Consider the following 17,707-nt stretch of genomic DNA (forward strand, 5'->3'; position numbering starts at 1 on the left):
ATTTTGGACCAAGGTTCAGTTTCAATAAAATGATCTGCAAGTAGAAGTCTGCCTAACAAAGGAAAAGTCAAATTGTGATTGCCGAATTCACAGCTGCTGCCAGCAAATTGATTGACCCTTCAGCGTTGATCCACGGGTAGATATCTGCCCGGTATTGAAAGCGACCACGTCAGCAATGCAGGCGTTGTTGTTTAGCCTGCAGAAAACGTCTTCTTCTTTATTGTGTCTAAAGCCCGTCGTAGCGCGGAAGTTCAAAGTACAGAGGTTCAAATTACAGTATTGCGCTTCGCAAAGTGCCGAGTGCATTACTAGTTCTGGTATGATTTTCTGCGTCCCAGCGACGACCGATTTCAAATATATTCGGGTAAAGCCATTTTGACGTTGCCACTGAGGAACAAGATAATTTTTGAAAATGGGCCTGAATTGAGCTTTCGAACTTCCCCAATTTTCTATCTCTGAGTTGCGACCGCCGGCAGTTGCACGCGGCCCGCGCGCTATGTCCACAAAATGAAATCCGTCCGCATTGTTCTTCCGTATCCAACTATGAAAATGGAGGTGTGGAATGTTACGGATAATTGTGCTTTGCGGCTTGCTATTGCTAGGCGAACAAGTGCGCGCCCTTGAACTTGACGCGAAGTTTGACTCGATTGACGGGGGAACCTTGTCTTTGTCAGATTGGAACGGTCAACCGGTTCTAGTTGTCAATACGGCATCCCAATGCGCGTTCACCCGTCAATACCGGGGGCTTCAAGACCTTTATGATAGGTATCGCAACCGCGGATTGGTTGTTGTCGTGGTCCCTTCGGATGACTTCAAGCAAGAACTGGCCACCAACGACGAAGTGCGCGATTTCTGCGAACTGCAATACGGAATCGATTTGCCGATGAGCGTGATAACACACGTGACCGGCCCTGACGCTCACCCTTTCTTCCGGTCCTTGAAAGAGGAGGAAGGATTCATGCCAAGGTGGAATTTCAACAAGGTCTTGATCGGCCCCGATGGCACAGTCGTAGAAACCTACAGGTCAACCGTTGATCCGCTTTCGGCGTCCATTACGAACAAGATCGAGGAACTCCTGCCATGAAAAACCGCTCCAGACGGATCACACTACCCATTCGTCACAAAACGCAAGCACCCAGATGATTGTGCGGGTATCGGACTTGAACCGCTCGTCGAGCAATGGCATCCCAAAAGGAAACCAGTCTCACGTGGAAAATGTCAGATGAAAAACCTTCTTCTAACGTGCTGCTTTGGATTTGTTTTTCTTGGGTTCACCGCGTTTCCGTCGGCTGCCCAGCCTCGGTTAGGATGGGCGTATCAGGTTGATGGGCTTGCCGCGTTTCAAGGGGATGCGGATTTGAGTGGCGGTGGGAAGTTCTCTGCAAGTCGAGCGTTTCTACGTGCTACCGCACTTTACAATCTAGAAGGCGGAAGCAGCGTTGGGCTTTCCACCAGCTTTGGCAAGCTGGATTATAATTTCAGCCAATCTAACAACCAGCCTTGGGAAAACATCCGGGACCTTCGCGTAGCTGTTCCTGTCCGGTTTCGTGTGGGGGATACAACAACGGTTTTTGTTTCGCCACAGATCAGGTGGGACTACCAAAGCGGGGCCTCCTCATCTGACGGTAGAACCTACGGTGTTTTTGCAGGTATTGCATGGCAACTGAACGAGCGCCTAACGATAGGTCCGGCCTTTGGCGCGTTTTCTGAATTTGACGAAAGCGGTACTGATTTTTTTCCGGCTCTGCTTATCGACTGGGACATAAATGACCGCTGGAATTTGAACACTGGCTCTGGTGTCGGAGCAACGCAAGGCCCCGGGTTGTCGCTGAGCTACGCTCTAAATGAGGCTATCGACCTTTCGTTGACCGCACGCTCAGAGAGAATTCGTTTCAGGTTAGATGGGGATGGCCTCGCCCCGGATGGGGTGGGTGAAGATAAGAGTATCCCTGTAGTTCTTTCTCTTGGGTACAATCCGAATCCTGGGGTTTCAATGAGCGTGTTTGCGGGCGCAGAATTTGATGGCCGCCTGACTTTAGATGATGCGAACGGAGTAGAAATCAGTCGGCAAAGGTATGACACTGCACCATTGGTTGGGCTGGCGGTTAGGGTCAGGTTCTGATCACGGCATCGAGCCAGTTTGCCATATGTGTGGGGAGGTTTTCTCGCGTCTGAGCTGAACCACTGCTTTGTCCGCACTGCCGCCGTTGACCAGGTCGGGACAGCTCATATGCCCAACAAAAACTGTCAGATGACCACTGTGAGCCCAAAGCTGCCGAAAACTGACCCGGTCCTAAGATGCTTTGTCAACCACGGGCGCGCATCTCCAAAGCGTCTTTTGTTGTTAGAATGTTTCCCGCGTAACCCCATGAGCCGCTGCTCACTTCTAGCAACCGGACAGACGTTCCATTTTGTATTGTTTGCCCGGCGACTTCTCCAAAGGCCTTGGTGACATTTTGTATTATCCTGCCTTTTTCTTCTGCCGAAAACACGCCTTCAAGCACCTGAATTTCAATTGAGGGCATCGCACACTCCATTTCACAAGACTTACCAAAATGCTGATCTATACTCGGCCGATTGTTCCACAAGATGACATGCAATGCCCATTCTAGTAAGAAACCAACGCAGTTCGAGAGGAGCATCCACATGTCAGCAATGGTTTCATTTCGCTCGGTCGTTGATCCAACGGATTGCGATTTTCTTGGACATATGAATGTTTCGAGGTACTTCGCCGCATGTTCCGACGGTGTACTAGCCATTCAATCTGAAATGGGGTTAACCGCAAACGATATGCGAACGGGACGCCGGGTTTCATTCGCTGTAGTCAACGCACAAAGCGATTTCCGCGCAGAGCTTACCGCTGGCGACTCGATACGGCTGGAGACGGAAGTTTTAGCGATTGGCTCTAAATCCATGACCTTTAGACATCGGCTTTTTCGAGCTGACGGCAACAAGATGGCGTTTGAAACCGAATTCAAGTGCGTACTGCTAAGCCTCGAGACCCGCCAAGCTACAGAGATACCCGACGATGTTCGCGAACGTGCAACCAAATGGTTGGAGAACCCAACCTGAATGACCAGAAAGTCCCGACACTGACAGGGTTGGGTGAACGTGCGCACCTCGTGAGTGACGAAACCGATCTGGCCATGCATATCGAGGATGTCCTGGGAGTGATCACGTGCGAAGAACTCTCCGACATTGTTTTGTGCGGTCATAGCTATGGCGGCATGGTTGTCACCGGAGTTGCGGATAGAGCGCCCGACCACATTCGCTCACTTGTGTACCTCGATGCGCTCGTGCCGGACGATGGGCAGGCGGCCTTGGACGTTTTGCCTGCGGATATCGCGGCAGGGCTTCGTGATAGCGACGTCGATGGCAAAGTCGCGCCGGGCCCAGCGGAGGCTTTTTCGGTGAATGGAGCAGACTGTGCGTGGGTGGACCGCCGAAATGTCGCCCAACCAATCAAGACATTTGAGCAACCGATTCAACTGGTGAGCGGCGGAGCCAAGGTGTTAAAGCGGACCTACATCTATGCCACCGGCTGGGTCCCAGGGCTTGGCCAACCGTTTTTTGAGCGATACCAGCATCAGTCGGGGTGGACAGCAATTTCGGTGCCATTCGGGCACTACGTGATGATCGATAGGCCTGAAGACTTGGTCCGAATTCTAATGTCCGCAATTTGAACGTGGCCGTCGATTCTTGCACGAGTGGGCAGACAGCGAAATCGCCCGTATAAGAATGGTTATTGCTTCCTTCCCGATTGTCCTACTTCAACCACCGCTTCGGGGAAGATGTTGCACATCAATACGTCAACCAGGAGGTCTCGCACCATTAAATTTTTAGCGGCTTGTTGATTTGAGCTAAGTGGATTCCACGTACCGTCATACAGCTCAGTCGAGATTGACTGGCTACAACAGATGTGCGGATTTTAGTGCCTCCATAACGTATTGCCGAACCGCAGCGACCTGCGGAGCGGCCAAGCGTTCAAGGCGGCAAAGTAAATTCAGGGGAACTGGTTCGGTAGACCATTCAGGAAGAAGGCGCACGAGGTTGCCAGCGCGTTCATCCTGTTGCGCCAGCAATGTGGGCAGCATGGCAACTGCATGCCCCGTTAAAACTGCTGTAATTGCGAGCTCCATCGTATTGACTCGCAAGCCGACGGGCGGCGCAACGGCCTCACTTTGACCTGCTTCGTTCTTGAATAGCCATTTGCCTGATTCTTGTGTGCGCAAAACGCATGACACCGAGAGTAAATCAGCAGGCTGGTTGACGGTTCTCATCCGCTCCAATAGCAGCGGGCTCGCGTAAGGTGCCCGCTGCGCTGGCGGTAAGGCTGCCGAGATGAACCGTCCTTTATCGGCGGGGCCGGTCCTGAATGCCAGATCGATGTCTTCTGTCGCAAAATCCGACCTGGAATCGTCTGCATGAAGCTCAAGTTCGACATTTGGATAGCGGGATTGAAGCCCAGTCAGGAGCGGGACAAATACGGTGCCAAGCAGGCTATTGGGGCCCGAGACCGACACTCGACCAGCAATCTTCCCGCCTCTGGCGAAGCCAAGCTCTGCCTCTGCCTCAAGCGCTGCGTCAACAGGCACCGTGCAGATCTCGAATATTCTGCGCCCGGCTGAGGTCGGGGTCACCGCCCGACCTGACCGGTCCAGCAATACCAGCCCCAATTCAGCTTCGAACAGCGCAAGCTTCTGACTGATCGATGATTTCGTGGTGTTCAGCTCTGCCGCTGCTGCACTCATCGAGCCAGCACGAACAGTAGCCACCAGGGCCTTGGCGCAGGAATAGAATCTATCGTTCATAATTACGAACAGTAGTTAACAAAGGGATCATTTTCCAGAACGAATGGAGTCCCTAAATTCTGTCCCAGCGAACAGGCCAGGATATGAGAAATGCAGACAGATACGGTCTACCACCCCGCCGCGACACGAGAGTTCAAGGACTTCGGCTTCATGCAAGCGTATATGTCGTTTAAGCCGCATCTGGAAGCAGGGCGGCGCAGGTTCGGCCCGCTGATCACAATCGATGACGGCACGCTGTCCCCCGGCGCCAAGGGATTTGGCCTGCATCCGCATCAGGATGTCGAGGTGGTTACCTTCATGGTAGACGGAGAGGTGTCACATATCGATCCGGTGGTGCCCGTTCACAACGGCACTGTAAAAGCGAAGGGCCTTCAGGTGATCTCCGCTGGCACCGGTATCCTCCACAACGAAGTGAACAACTCGCGGACAATGCCGATGCGAGCTCTGCAAATCTGGTTCGAGCCGCAATTCGAAGGGTTGGCGCCGGCTTATTCCAGCAAAGAGCTGGAAACCGCGGACCACACCAATCGGTTCCAGCTGGTGCTGTCGCCCGACGGTGCCGAAGGCTCCCTTGTTGTACAGCAGGAAGTGCGTCTCAGTTACGGCAAAATGGACCGCCACGGCGTGCTGAGTTTCAATCCGCACAGCCCTGATCGCAGCCTCTACATCTTTATGATCGAAGGCGAGGCAACTGTTACTGGCTTCCCCCTTGGCAAAGGAGATGGGCTGGGACTGCTCCGCTCCGGAAACCTGGAGATTACGGTCTCAGCCGAAGCCGAACTCCTGATCTTCGATCTGCCCGCTTCCGAAATCTCTTAACCAGAAAAGGACATCAACATGACCTCCCCGAAAACGACCCCCGACAACGCAGCCATCGTTCTGATCGACCATCAGGTCGGCACAATGAATTGGGCAAAATCCGTTGACCGCGATCTGATCGAAGCTAACACCCGCGCCCTCGCGCGGACGGCGACCGAGCTTGGCATGCCGCTGGTGTTGACCTCCAGCATGGAAGACAACATGCAGGGGCCGCTGATGCCCACACTGGAAGAGATCGCGCCAGATGCCTTCGCCGCGCGTATCAAACGCCCCGGCGTAGTGAACTGCTGGTATGACAGCGCCTTTGCAGATGCCTGCCGCAACACCGGACGCAAGCATTTCATCATGGCAGGCATCACCACCGACGTGTGCCTTGCCCCGCCCGCAATCAGCGCCGCCGACGAAGGCTTTGCTGTGACCGCTGTGGTCGATGCCTCCGGTTCCCCGACTGCGCTGACGGATGAGATGGCGTTCCGGAAGATGGAGCGCGGCGGTGTCGACCTCACCACAACCAGCGCGCTGCTGGCAGAGCTTGCGGTCAATTGGGCTAGCGAGACCGGCCAGAAAATCATGCAGATCCTTGGTGAGGAAATCCTGAGCCGCGGATAAACTCTCCGATCCGTCACAAACGATACGGGAGCTGCCGCCCTATCACAGGGCGGCAGCTATTCGCGTTCGAATGCCGTTCAGAATGAAGTAGCAAATGACCTTTTCTTTGCGCAGGAAACTGCAAAGTCTAGTTGCGAAGGTCCGGATTGGGCTGCCACCAGTCTATCAAACTGACTGTAGAAAATGGTAAATCTGAGCCCGGTACTACTGCTTCGGCGATTTCGCGAGAACGGCAGATACTGTGTGCGTCTTGCGGCTTCTAGTGATCGCGATTGCACCCAGAACTAACGCACATGCCAAGGCTTGAGGTAAAGTAATGGTTTCGCCAAAGGCTAGAAATCCAACAGCAAACATCGTGGGTAACTCTATGCTTCCGACCACCGCAGTTTGAGAAGCCCCAATTACGGGTGAGCAAATCGTATAGATAAGTTGGGGCACGAACGCGGTGACAAATCCAATACCAACAATGAGAAGCCAATCGGATTGTTCCCCCGGGAGCAGCTCTCCAACTTGAGCGCCAAGGATGAGCGGCGCAAGGCCCAGTACAGACCCCAGAGAAACTGACGCGATGCGTGCCAATGGCGCAATCCGTGACAACCTGTGTACGAGGACGCAGATTCCGAAGCCAAACCCAAATGGAGCAGCAAGGGATAGCAGCAGAGTTGGTAGGTGCTCCGCATGCACTGATGCGGGCGAGCCAGCAATGACGGCTGCCACCACAATCAGACCAGAGGCCAACAATGCGCGCCTCGTTGGTGCATCAGCGAACACGGCCCAAGCAATGATCAGAGTGAATACTGGATAGGTCATGTAAAGCACACCCACTGTCGATGCGGGCAACTTCTCCAGCGCCGTAACATACCCGATCCATCCAAGCCCCATTACGGCTCCAGCTGAAAGGCCCCAAGTGATCACTCGCCATTCTTTTCGGTGCAAAATGAGAACAGGAAGCAGAAGAATCGCCGCAACAATGTAGCGGTAGAATGCGACTGCATAGGGTGCGACGCCCTGTTCGGTCAGGCTGCGGCTGAAATAGGGAACCAGTCCGAAACAGATTGAAGCAAAAAGAACACCAAAAACTGCAAGTGCGTAAGGGATGGACGGTCGATTTCGCGCAGATGTCGTTGCCATAATCTGGAGTTATCACGCATTTTCTATTTCGTCTTTAGAGATTCGAAGAACGACAGCTTTGTCCGCATCTAAGAGAATGCAAAGCCTAGTTGAGAATGCCCGCTTCGGGCTGCGAGCAGTCACTTATGTGTAAGGCCGTGAAAGGCGACACCGAGCCCTAAGCGATCAATAGGATTGCCAATCTTAAACACCGTCCATCAGGAGTAGTTTGAGAACCGAGACAGGCCGAACATTTTGCGGTGCTCGACAGGAGTCAGTCCTGTCTTTCGTTTGAACAACCTCCTAAACGAAGGCGTATCGGCATATCCGACTGCTTCTCCGACCTCCACCACGGAGCAGTCGGTAGTTTCAAGCAACTGGCGGGCTTCTTCAATTCGCAGCGCCAAAACGTAATCTTGCGGTGACTTACTCGTTGCTTTGCGAAAGCGTCGTGCAAACGTAGTTGGCGACAACCCGGAACGTTTAGCCATTTCTGCGACTGGGTTATCGACGGAGTAATTGTCGGAAATCCATAACTGAGCCTGTGAGATTATGGCGTCAGCATGAGGTGCCGTAGTGATCATTGAACTGAATGGTGACTGAAGTTCTCCGCGGTTGGCCATAAGCCAGACTTTTGCTGCCCGCACCGCCTTTTGCGTGCCGCCGTAATGCGCGATCAGGAACGTTGCGAGTTCCTGCCACCCGGTTGTCCCACCCGACGTAACGGGTCCGCGGGACGCATCGGCAAAGCAAAGGCCGCGGTCGATGCGGAGCCGCACATTCGGATAGAGCCTTCGAAAAAGGCCTTCCCAAGCCCAATGTGTGGTCGCTTCAACCCCATCCAAAATACCTATTTCCGCCAAATAGACCGCCCCTGTACAGGCTGACACGATACGCGTCTTGGCCAAGTCGCGCTTAGCAAGCCACGCTAAACAAGGATGTAGTTCGGGGTCGAGCCGGTCGTGCGGTGAAAGTGTCAGTCCAGGTACGACAATAATATCAGCGTCGTCTGCGTTCTTAAATGTCTGGTCTGGCACGATCCATATGCCACTTCCGCAACGAAACCCTTCAATGTTCGGGCCAACGAGACTGACGTCAAACACCGGCATAGGCTCCTCGCCGCTCACTAAATGTTCCCAGTCCCGCCCAGCGGCCACCAAAGTGTCGTACAGGCCAAACACGCTGGAGGCGCTGGTTTCTGGGGTGGCAACGATTTGAACCGAATATGGCATCGGCAAAATTCCCAAAGTGGTGAATTTGCCCCCTTATTAGCCGTTCCGCCACTCACGCAAAACGAAAAATGTCGTGCAGTCTTCAAAGGCACGAAGTTCGCTGGAGGTGTTAGCGATGATGAAAGCAGTTTGGAGATTATTTTTTGACCGTGAAAAGCCGATCTTTTTGAGGAGACTAGCGCTCGGAAAACTTAGCCGAACAGATGACCAAGGAAGAGGAACCGACAACTGCAAAGTGACGGAAGAGATGTGGAAATCGGTGATCTATATTGGACCAGGCTGTTCACTGGTGAGAGACCGTTAGTTTGAGCAATTTCGATGTCAACTTCGGGTTGTCAGAGAGCTACCACTTTTCTCCGAAGGGTCGAATGTCGAGCTCGAATGTCCAAGCCGACTTGTCTTGTCGGGCCAACATCAGAGCCGTCTCCGCAATCCGCTCTGGCTTGATAAAGAAGTCGTCGGGTTCATCTGGAGCAAAGTTCGTCCGTGTGTCCTCGGTGTCGATCACACCGTCGATAACGAGATACGCCACATGTATGCCCCGCGGGCCGAGCTGCTTGGCCAGTGCATTTGCCAGCGTACGTTGGGCAGACTTTGAAGGAGCAAATACCGTCGTCCAAACGTTCCCACGAAGTGCAGCGGTCGCGCCCGAAACGATGATCACACCGGAACCACGTTCGGACATCTGAGGTCCTAGAAGCTTTGCGGTGGCAAAAAGACCAAGAGCCCCTACGCGCCAGCTCTGCTCGAACTCGATCTCCGAAACGTCTTCAAGCGTTCCAAACTGTGCGAGGTCTGCGTTGTAAATAACGACATCAATTTCCCCTAGGTCGCTCTGGACTGCGGTAAGCGCTTTTTTCAAGCTATCCGGGTCTCCGGCGTCGCATCTGTAGAATCGAACTGACGTATCAGTTGAACCCTCGTCACCGATTGTGGCGCCCGAACGGCTCAGCAGTGCGAGAGAGTAACCGGCATGCTTGAAAATCTCAGCGTATGCGGCGCCCAATCCAGGGCCAAAACCGATGATGACGCAAACCTTGCCATCCATGACCTCTTCTCCTTACAGCTTTCGTCTCTCTGCAATCGTAGCACAAAACTCTTTTGGTTCGTTTGATGAGGGACAGCAAAGTTCGCAAAGCCAGAATTGCAAAGGCTTGTTTTGAATGTCGGGTTTGGGCTGAGATCGGTCCTCAGAAACGATTGAGCCAACGGCAAATTTGTCCCGCAAAGCGGTTATTGATGCACTGCGCAGCGAACGGCTGCTTTGAGCCCGAACTAACGGATGCCGCGACACGCATGAAAGGCGGCTTACAAGCGCGGTATGCGAGTCGATTAAGAACTCTGATCAATAAGTCAAAAAGACAACATGATCGATCAAGAGCAATGAAAAAGAGTTCTCGCTACTTATGATAAGCTGATTAACCAGCGAGCGTTGCCGGGTGTACTTGTGAAACCCATGCGCGCGGATTGGTGTGGTCACAAAATGGCGGATCTTGACAAAAAAATCGCCGTATTGATCATCAAGGAGCTCCAGAAGAGATTTGCAGCGTCACATCTGCACGAACCAAAGATCCTGATACAGGGGTGCGGTGCAAAGATTTATCCCGGTGAAGCCATAGAACGGACCTCTAGTCTGACTGATCAGTCATAGATTTCTACCGACAGCGCATCCATCGCATATGAGGTTTCGATATTTGCCTGGCCGTCCACGTAATTGAGTGACTGGGACCTGCTCAGTGCCCGCATTTCCCCGCTTATCCAGACTGGCTTATATAACTCGTCGATTTCGAAGCCTTGTTCGTATCGCACGTAAACCATCTGATTGGCTGGAGGTGGTGGTGTGTGGATGCAGGCTCCAACTGTCGGAACCAGAAGGAATTCGACCGCCTTCTGGTCGACAATATCCAGGGGAAGGAGATAGCCAGGAAGACGCACGTTCTCCCCCAAAAGATCAAGATTCGGTTCGCGCGAGGCAATCAACCGTTGGTTCATCACAATTTCGCGTTGTTCAAACAACCAATCTGGGTCAAGACCTTGAGATACAAGATCTTCGCGGATCTGAACCGCTTCGGCACGCTTCTCGTCATCCGCAGTGTCCGCATGCAGAACCTCAATCCGGTAAAGCATGGCCAACGCATTGATCTGAGAATATTCTAGGGTGGCAAATGGATCCTGGTAAGGCTGCTCTTCAGGAAGGAGATCTTGCCAACTTATGTTGCGCGGATCCGCTGCAAGAAGAGGCCCCGCAATCGCAAGGGCGAATAAGATATTCAGAAATTGCGTAATGGTCTTCATTTCAGCGGGTCCTCTTATTTAAAGCCGCACCGACAGCCCGTCTGATAGCGTCATTCGGTACACCCTTAGCGCAGGTATAATACTGGCAAGAAGACCAGAGCAGAAAACGATGGCTATGAGAAGAACCTCGCGAATGCTTGGCAGGCCAACACCGATGCGAAGCCCAAAATTTGCAGCGAGAACCGGATCTATCACGAGCGTGAGAGCGCTGAGCGCGATTACTCCAAGCACGATGCCGGCCGACAACAATAAAACGGCTTCAAGCAAGATCAGGGAAAAAACGCCGGCTGGTGTTGCGCCCACGGATCGAAGGATCGCAAATTCACGCCGCCGGTTGTCGAGCGAAGCAGACAACATGACCACCATGCCAATCATTCCAGCCACTGCCACAGCGCCTGCCATCAGACGCAGCGCAGTCTCGGCAGTGCTGGTAATCGACCAAAGTTGCAACAGCGCGACATTAGGGAGAACAGCAGTCAGTGCCTCGTCGCGATGGTCTGCAAGTTGCCGTTGAACTGAAAGCACCGCCGTTTTCTCCTCCAGCCCGGCAAAAATCGCGTTGATGGTCCCCGGTTCATGATAATCGCCACCGTGATCGTGCCCGCCAGAGGTCCTGAAAGCTTCCACCTCGTCTTCATGGTCGCTTTCGTGGGTATGACTGTCGTCATGTTCCTGATGCCCTTCTTCGTGCTCGTAAGGCTCGCCGTGCTCCGCATAGTCATCGTCTTGTCCATGGCCGTCGCCGTGATCCACATGCCCGTCCGCAAATTCGCTGTCCGCGTGATCTTCATTATGGGAATGCTCGGTGGAATGGTCTTCGTGTTCTTCGGCGACTTCAGGTGCATCGACCAAAACGAACGGGTCCGCAACCGCTACTGCCGGTTCTTCGTGTAAGGCGTCAAAACCCTCGAGCGAGACAAAAACCATTCGGTCAACGGCCGTCCCGGTATGTCCCAGCACGCCGGTCACTGTGAAAGGCGCTTCGTCGTGGACATCAAAGGCGACTTCCCCTGAGCCATGGGCATTCACGATTTCAGTACCTGACGTGTACCCGAAAGCCTGAGCAACCTTTGCTCCAATCACTGCGCCATCTGGAGACTGAAACGGAACACCTTCAGCGAATTTCAGTTGCTGGCCGCCACTATGACGAAAGTGATCAAAATATTGCTCGGACGTTCCGATCACAGGATATCCACGATGGTTGTCACCCATCATGATCGGCACTGTCCAGCTTATCTGGGGCAGATCTTCGATCATCTCGTAGCTGTCCCAGCTGATACCAGCGCCAGTTGTGCCGACACCAAAAACCGTTGCCATCAGGATCTGCACATCGTTTCCGCGTGCCGCAATGATCAGGTCGATCCCTGATGCAGATTTGGCAAAACCCGCTCGTGCCTCAGTTCGCAGCCGTTCAACCCCAACAATCAAAGCCACGCTCAAGGCAATGCTAAGAACAGTCAACGCAGCGATAAAGCGGCGATTGAGAAGGCTTTTAAAACAAAGATTGAACATCACGTTTTGCACGCGTTCAGCATCGGCAAGTCAACGCTCCGATCGAAGTGTCTTTCCAGGCTGCGATCATGGCTGACAAATAGCAAACTCGCCCCTGATGCTTTACATTCCTTCAGCAACAGCTGGACAAACGAGTCTTTGGTTTCCTCATCCAAAGCCGAGGTGGGTTCATCCGCCAAAACTACTTCAGGCGCCCCTATCAGAGCACGCGCCGCCGCAACGCGTTGTTGCTGCCCAACACTCAGTGCGCTGGCAGGTCGATTGATCAGCTCAGCATCCTCGAGACCCAGCTCACTTAGCAACCGTGTTGCGGTAGCTTTGGGGTCTGGCCCCGACCGATTGCGCCGTTGCGCTGAAAACCGGCAGGGCAGCAACGTGTTTTCAAGCGCACTGAGCCAAGGCAAGAGATTAAAGACCTGGAAAACAATCCCCAAATGATCCACGCGAAAACGGTCACGATCACCTCCGGCCAAAGCCCCGACATCCGTGCCTGCAACGCGAACCGCGCTTTGCGGTACATCGATCACGCCAGCAATTGCCGAGAGCAACGTGGTCTTTCCGCTGCCACTGGGCCCTCTCATAAACACGCTTTCCCCGGCCTCAAGATCGAAGCTATCGACTGAGAGAACCGGGTCAGATTGTCCGGGCCACCGAAACACCAAGGATTCGAGCTCTACAGTTTTCATTGATGGCACAGATGCTTTGGCTTGGTTTTTCAAAGATAATTGAGCTTTTTAGTGATCCAGAAAAGGATCTCTGCCAAAACACCAATGGCTCCGGCTTTGTCTGTCTTGACCAAAGCTGTTCCTGACGTTCCAAATTGCAAGGAATTACTGTCTGCATCTGCAGGTAGTTCAACCAATACAATGTAGCTGGATATCCCGGCTAGTTCGCGCAATGAGGGAAGACCTGATCTTAGATCAACAGTCCCTTCGACAGTTCCGACCGGAAAATCGGAAATACGGCCGGTAATTTCTTCACCGGGTTCCGTTCTAAAAGCAAGCCGGATTTCATCACCGACCGAAACATTAGCGCGACTAGATTGGGGCAGAGTAGCAATTACTGCATAGTCCCCAGGTTTGACAAAAGTTATTGCCCCTTGTAGCGGAGTGGCGCGGTTACCTGGCCGTAGTGATACAGCCGTGACAACGCCGTTTCCCGGCGCTTTTACAACTGTTTGCTCTAAATCCCAAAGAGCTTGCGCAAGTGTCTGTTCGGCCTCCACAACACCTGCGTCACGCCCGTCGATCTTCGCGGCGATACGCCGCTCAAGGCTTGTCTTCCGGGCTTCTGCTGCGCGGATATTCGCGGTCAACTGGTCGATGGTTGATACAGCTTCTTGCAGTTGGAACGTGGTTGATGCCCCGCGTTCTTCCAAACGGATGATGTCATCACGACGCTGAATTCCGAAAGTCAGCTGAGCAGTCAGGGATTCAATCTCGGCCTCGGCAGCTGATAAATCTGATACCAGTTGGTCGGCAGATGACTTTGCAGTTTCCAAAACAGCTTCGAGCCGGGAAACCTCGGCTTTGAAAACTTCATTATCTATCCGGAATAGGGTCTCGCCCTTTGCGATTTCCTGGTTTGGCTCCACAACGACTTCTGTAACCGTGCCCGCCACGTTCGGAGCAATATTCGTTGAAACACCCTGAATGGATACCGGGCCAGTCGGAGTTGTGTGGTTCAGCGCACCGATGACCACCAGAGCGATAACAGCAGCTACACCATAAACCAGAGTTTTCCAGAATCCATTCCAGGGGAGAAGGTGAAACTTGGAAAAGACCAGCCAGACTATTCCAAAGTAGAGGCCAAGTACGATTAACAAGACTTCATTCCTTCGTGATGTTTCCAGAAAAGCTCGGACGACCACCCGAACTTACGAGTGATCGCCCTGTTTGTCATGATAACTTAGTTGTCACCTTGCTCTTCCAACACTTTGCGGTTGGCTTCACGATGGCGCCACGCCGCGCCCATACTCTCTTTCAGATTTTCGGGAAGCGCTTCCAGAGGAACAACAAGATCGTCATCAACTGGCCACTCGGTCAGCAGCTCAGGATGATATCCCTCGGGATAGTACAGCTTAGGATCGATCTCCATATCGCGCACGTAGGGTTCTTGAATGTCTTCGCGCCGATGGGGTGGCTTCGGCACGATCAACTGACCATTGCTAAAGTCAAACTGCGGTGCTCGTGAGTTTGGGAACTCGGGTAAGATGCCTTCTCGAACCCATATCTGATCTTTGGTGACGTTCACAACGATCCCGTCAGGCGCTCCAAAGTGATAGGGGCCTTTCCAGTGCTCTCGGATTTCCGCCACGGTTTCCTCGATCTGATAGGGGTCATAGCTCATGTGAGTGTTCATCAAAAGCCTGGGTTGCACTAGGTTGGCAATGTAGCCGGCCGCATAGCTGGGCGTGTGATGGGTATCGACGGTATAACGCCCGAGGAATGGCGGCACGCCTTGAACTCCGGATGAGATTTCGATGATTTCCTGCTGCTGTTCCGTGACGAAGACATCACAGCCTTTGGCAAAAGGAATATCGATCATGTTGGGTCGACCGTCACCTGTCCAGATGAAGCACATGCCATTCCAATCCATCCGGTATCCAGACGCACCGTCCTTGGCATGGCTTCTTTGCCAGTGTGTGACTTTGACCCCGTCTTCATCATAGATCACGCCGCCATTGTCACGGAAATCAAATTCGTTGACTTCGATGTCCCAACCTTTGCCAACGGGAAAGACGCTGAACGCATCCCGGTGCCAGCCGGTCATCATTTTCATGCCTTCTACCATAGTTGCGGTGCCGTACTCTTTGGTGCGGCCGGATGGACCGTGGACCGTCAACTGCTCGTGCCATCCACCGGCCCAGGTTCCGAACATCCACAGGTACGGCAACCCACCAAAGTGGTCTACGTGCAGGTGCGTGATGAATACATCAGTAATTTCATTCAGTGCATATCCACTGGCAATGATGTTCGCTGGTGAGCCCTCACCAATGTCAAACATGAAAATCTTACCGTTACCCAACTCAACAAGAATCGCCGTATTCATTTGCCCAGGGCGAATGAACGGAGCAGATCCCATGAAGATAATTCTCATCTCGTTGGGCTGTACATCTTCGGTGCGTGGGAACCAGTTTGCCGCACTTTTCAGCCACGGTTGAGGAGAGATGCCCTCAAAGGTCAGACCCTCTTTCCAACGTCCCATTGGGACGCCGCCAGTCAGTGCGGCCTCAATATCTTCTTGGGATGAGGGCTCCTGTACCGGAGGAGCCTGACCGAACGCACTTGTGGCGAATAATGTCGCTGCGACGGCGAGTGCGCTGAGTGACTTAATTGACTTCCTCTGTCTGTCTTGCAGCATATTTTCAGTCCTTTGTTCGAGCCTGGGTGAATATGGGAACCACTTCTGAAATGGCTTTCGGGACAACCTCTGAATTGGTGAATCGAGAGAGATGCTCGGCGATTTCCTCGGCTAGCCCGTCTAGGCTTTCGGTGACAGGATCGATCAGACATGGTGACGTCTGCTCATTGACCTTCCGGGCCCTCTCCAACTCGGTTGATAGCAACTCGAAGTCACCGCAAAGTGCCTCGAATCCACGATGGTTTTTTCGCATGACGCGGATGCGGCTGATTTGGTCCGGAAAAGCGAGCTCTAGTAAGTTGATGTCCGTCATTGCCCTGGCGCCTAATCCCTCTCTGGGCACCAGGCTGAGGGCACATCGCGCAACGCGGAAGGGTTACACCGTGAAATTAGGGTGACATTCAAATATTCATTTGACAGTATGGAGTTGAAAATACAGAGAAACTTGAAGTTTCAGATGCCCGACAGAGAATTGACCCTTGATCCGGAACGTCACGCGACCCGTGTGAAGTACGCGCTGGACCAAGTATTGGCGAGTGACATATTTGGCAAGGCGGAACGCCTTCGGAATTTTCTGAGCTACGTCGTCGAAGAGGCCATTGCGGGTAGATCCGAGGCTATTCTTGGCAAAACAATCGCTCAGGATGTTTACTTCAAGAGTTTTGCCAGTGATGACGGCCACATCAACGTTGTTCGTGTGGATGCGGGGCGGTTACGGCGAAAACTTCAGCAGTACTATGAAACGGCAGGTGCTGAAGACGATCTGCGCATTCACATTGATAGCGGCGGCTACGCGCCTTGGTTCGAGGACCGGTCTGGTACAATTCAGAGCAATGTCGATCATACGCCATTCAGGCCAGGAATACCCTGGCTGATTGGCATCCCTGCTGTCACCATAGCGATCATTGCTCTTGCTTACGTCTTGGGCGGGCGCATGGAACAGGTTGTTGATCTAAACCCAAAGACATCCGCGCGCTCACTTGAGCGACAGGCTCTATCCGCTAAATCACCTGCTGCAGTACAGGCGTCAAATTACTGCGATCAAGCTCGGGGCCTGCTCTTTCCAATCGCAACTATCGATAACCAGATCCTGGCCAGCGACATTTTTAGAATGGCAATAAATGAGGCTCCCGATTTTTACTGTGGATATGCCGGATTGGCCCATAGTCTGGGAACTCAGGCTCTACTAACGCGAGGCGAGGAAGAGCGTGACGCGCTGATACTGAATTCAGGACAAATGGCACAGAAAGCTGTGGACATTGCGCCCTCAAACGGCTGGAGCCAATCGGCAATGGCATGGGTATCTTACGTTTCTCGCGACTATGTCAGAGCATTGGAATATTCAGCACTCGCCCAGTCGCTTCGACCCAATGACGGAAACGTTCTGGACTTTCGCGGCGTGATACTACTGGTTATGGGTCGCTTTGAAGAAGCGTATGACGTCAGCGACCCAAGCCACCCCAGAGAGATAGGAAGTCATCGGTTTGCCCACAGGAACATTCACGCGGTTGCCAGTTTTCACATCGGTGAGTTTAGGGAAGCAATCGCGTCTTTGAAATTTGCGAGTGACAATGGGGACCCGGTCAGCGCGCTCTCTTTGGTTTATTTGGCGGCTGCCTATCAAAGTTTGGGTGAATTCGAAGAAGCAAAGGCAACACTAAAACAACTTAAACAGTCCTGGCCAGAGTTCAGGCCAGATCTTGTACTAGCTGTGTTTTATTCCAGTCCAGACTTATCAGAAGAGGTGATTTCAGCCTTAACGGATGCGGGATGGCGGTTTTAAGATATTCCTTTTTGAGCCATGGTTGGAGACAGGCCCACGTACGTAAAGTGTGTTTTACCGCCAACACAAGAGAACATATCTTGGTAGTGTTAACGTACGCCGAAAGCGGTCATCGGAATTTGTTGTAGCTAACGGCAGCTTTGTCCCGCACAGCGGACGCTAATGCCAAGTGC

18 protein-coding genes are annotated in these 17,707 nt (G+C 52.9%); 7 read left to right on the forward strand and 11 right to left on the reverse strand.

Translation table 11 applies throughout. From position 1 onward, the window contains the following. The first annotated feature begins 562 nt into the window (after positions 1-562). Positions 563-1,084, forward strand: a complete 522-nt coding sequence (locus ACT2B1_RS19865; protein WP_481669233.1) for a glutathione peroxidase — start codon at positions 563-565, stop codon at positions 1,082-1,084. A gap of 138 nt (positions 1,085-1,222) precedes the next feature. Beyond that, entirely contained in the window at positions 1,223-2,122 is a 900-nt protein-coding gene (locus ACT2B1_RS19870; protein WP_254449147.1) for a hypothetical protein, read from the forward strand. Positions 2,123-2,306: 184 nt separating this feature from the next. Here the strand turns inward: ACT2B1_RS19870 and ACT2B1_RS19875 are convergent, their stop codons facing one another. Then, the gene (locus tag ACT2B1_RS19875; RefSeq protein ID WP_299902282.1) at positions 2,307-2,525 is read right to left on the reverse strand and encodes a tautomerase family protein; all 219 of its coding nucleotides are present in this window, start codon (positions 2,523-2,525) and stop codon (positions 2,307-2,309) included. A gap of 121 nt (positions 2,526-2,646) precedes the next feature. Here ACT2B1_RS19875 and ACT2B1_RS19880 point away from each other — a divergent pair, with 121 nt between their 5' ends. Continuing rightward, entirely contained in the window at positions 2,647-3,072 is a 426-nt protein-coding gene (locus ACT2B1_RS19880; protein WP_299902285.1) for an acyl-CoA thioesterase, read from the forward strand. Continuing rightward, positions 3,051-3,683 (forward strand): alpha/beta fold hydrolase, encoded by a 633-nt coding sequence (locus ACT2B1_RS19885; RefSeq protein ID WP_481669234.1) that lies wholly within the window; start codon positions 3,051-3,053, stop codon positions 3,681-3,683. The genes ACT2B1_RS19880 and ACT2B1_RS19885 overlap by 22 nt, the downstream gene beginning before the upstream one ends. A gap of 225 nt (positions 3,684-3,908) precedes the next feature. Here ACT2B1_RS19885 and ACT2B1_RS19890 read toward each other — a convergent pair whose 3' ends face one another. Next, entirely contained in the window at positions 3,909-4,811 is a 903-nt protein-coding gene (locus ACT2B1_RS19890) for a LysR family transcriptional regulator (RefSeq protein WP_481669235.1), read from the reverse strand. Positions 4,812-4,901: 90 nt separating this feature from the next. Between ACT2B1_RS19890 and ACT2B1_RS19895 the strand changes: the two genes are divergently transcribed. Together ACT2B1_RS19895 and ACT2B1_RS19900 are read left to right on the forward strand one after the other, a co-directional pair. Further along, entirely contained in the window at positions 4,902-5,630 is a 729-nt protein-coding gene (locus ACT2B1_RS19895) for a pirin family protein (RefSeq protein ID WP_481669236.1), read from the forward strand. 18 nt (positions 5,631-5,648) lie between these two features. After that, positions 5,649-6,239, forward strand: a complete 591-nt coding sequence (locus ACT2B1_RS19900; RefSeq protein WP_481669237.1) for an isochorismatase family protein — start codon at positions 5,649-5,651, stop codon at positions 6,237-6,239. Positions 6,240-6,443: 204 nt separating this feature from the next. Here ACT2B1_RS19900 and ACT2B1_RS19905 read toward each other — a convergent pair whose 3' ends face one another. From ACT2B1_RS19905 to ACT2B1_RS19945, 9 genes are all read right to left on the reverse strand, one after another. After that, the gene (locus ACT2B1_RS19905; RefSeq protein ID WP_481669238.1) at positions 6,444-7,370 is read right to left on the reverse strand and encodes a DMT family transporter; all 927 of its coding nucleotides are present in this window, start codon (positions 7,368-7,370) and stop codon (positions 6,444-6,446) included. A 197-nt stretch (positions 7,371-7,567) separates the two neighbouring features. Next, positions 7,568-8,581, reverse strand: coding sequence for a GlxA family transcriptional regulator (locus ACT2B1_RS19910; RefSeq protein ID WP_282121520.1), 1,014 nt, complete (start codon positions 8,579-8,581; stop codon positions 7,568-7,570). Between the two features lie 343 nt (positions 8,582-8,924). Beyond that, a complete protein-coding gene (locus tag ACT2B1_RS19915; protein ID WP_282121521.1) occupies positions 8,925-9,629 on the reverse strand; it encodes an SDR family NAD(P)-dependent oxidoreductase in 705 nt (234 codons plus the stop codon). A gap of 593 nt (positions 9,630-10,222) precedes the next feature. Then, on the reverse strand, positions 10,223-10,876 hold the full coding sequence (locus ACT2B1_RS19920) for a DUF3299 domain-containing protein (protein ID WP_481669239.1): 654 nt from the start codon (positions 10,874-10,876) through the stop codon (positions 10,223-10,225). 18 nt (positions 10,877-10,894) lie between these two features. Further along, positions 10,895-12,388, reverse strand: coding sequence for an ABC transporter permease (locus ACT2B1_RS19925; RefSeq protein ID WP_481669240.1), 1,494 nt, complete (start codon positions 12,386-12,388; stop codon positions 10,895-10,897). Then, positions 12,388-13,074: an ABC transporter ATP-binding protein gene (locus ACT2B1_RS19930; protein ID WP_481669241.1), complete on the reverse strand. Its 687-nt coding sequence runs from the start codon at positions 13,072-13,074 to the stop codon at positions 12,388-12,390. The genes ACT2B1_RS19925 and ACT2B1_RS19930 overlap by 1 nt, the downstream gene beginning before the upstream one ends. Before the next feature lie 29 nt (positions 13,075-13,103). Then, on the reverse strand, positions 13,104-14,258 hold the full coding sequence (locus tag ACT2B1_RS19935; RefSeq protein WP_481669242.1) for an HlyD family secretion protein: 1,155 nt from the start codon (positions 14,256-14,258) through the stop codon (positions 13,104-13,106). 38 nt (positions 14,259-14,296) lie between these two features. Next, positions 14,297-15,751 carry a guanitoxin biosynthesis MBL fold metallo-hydrolase GntH gene (gene gntH, locus ACT2B1_RS19940; protein WP_481669243.1) on the reverse strand — a complete coding sequence of 485 codons (1,455 nt, stop codon included), beginning with the start codon at positions 15,749-15,751 and terminating at the stop codon, positions 14,297-14,299. Positions 15,752-15,755: 4 nt separating this feature from the next. After that, a complete protein-coding gene (locus ACT2B1_RS19945) occupies positions 15,756-16,064 on the reverse strand; it encodes a hypothetical protein (RefSeq protein WP_481669244.1) in 309 nt (102 codons plus the stop codon). Between the two features lie 144 nt (positions 16,065-16,208). Here ACT2B1_RS19945 and ACT2B1_RS19950 point away from each other — a divergent pair, with 144 nt between their 5' ends. After that, positions 16,209-17,534, forward strand: a complete 1,326-nt coding sequence (locus tag ACT2B1_RS19950) for a tetratricopeptide repeat protein (protein ID WP_481669245.1) — start codon at positions 16,209-16,211, stop codon at positions 17,532-17,534. Positions 17,535-17,707 lie beyond the last annotated feature (173 nt).

It is taken from the genome of Ruegeria sp. S263 (assembly GCF_056780525.1).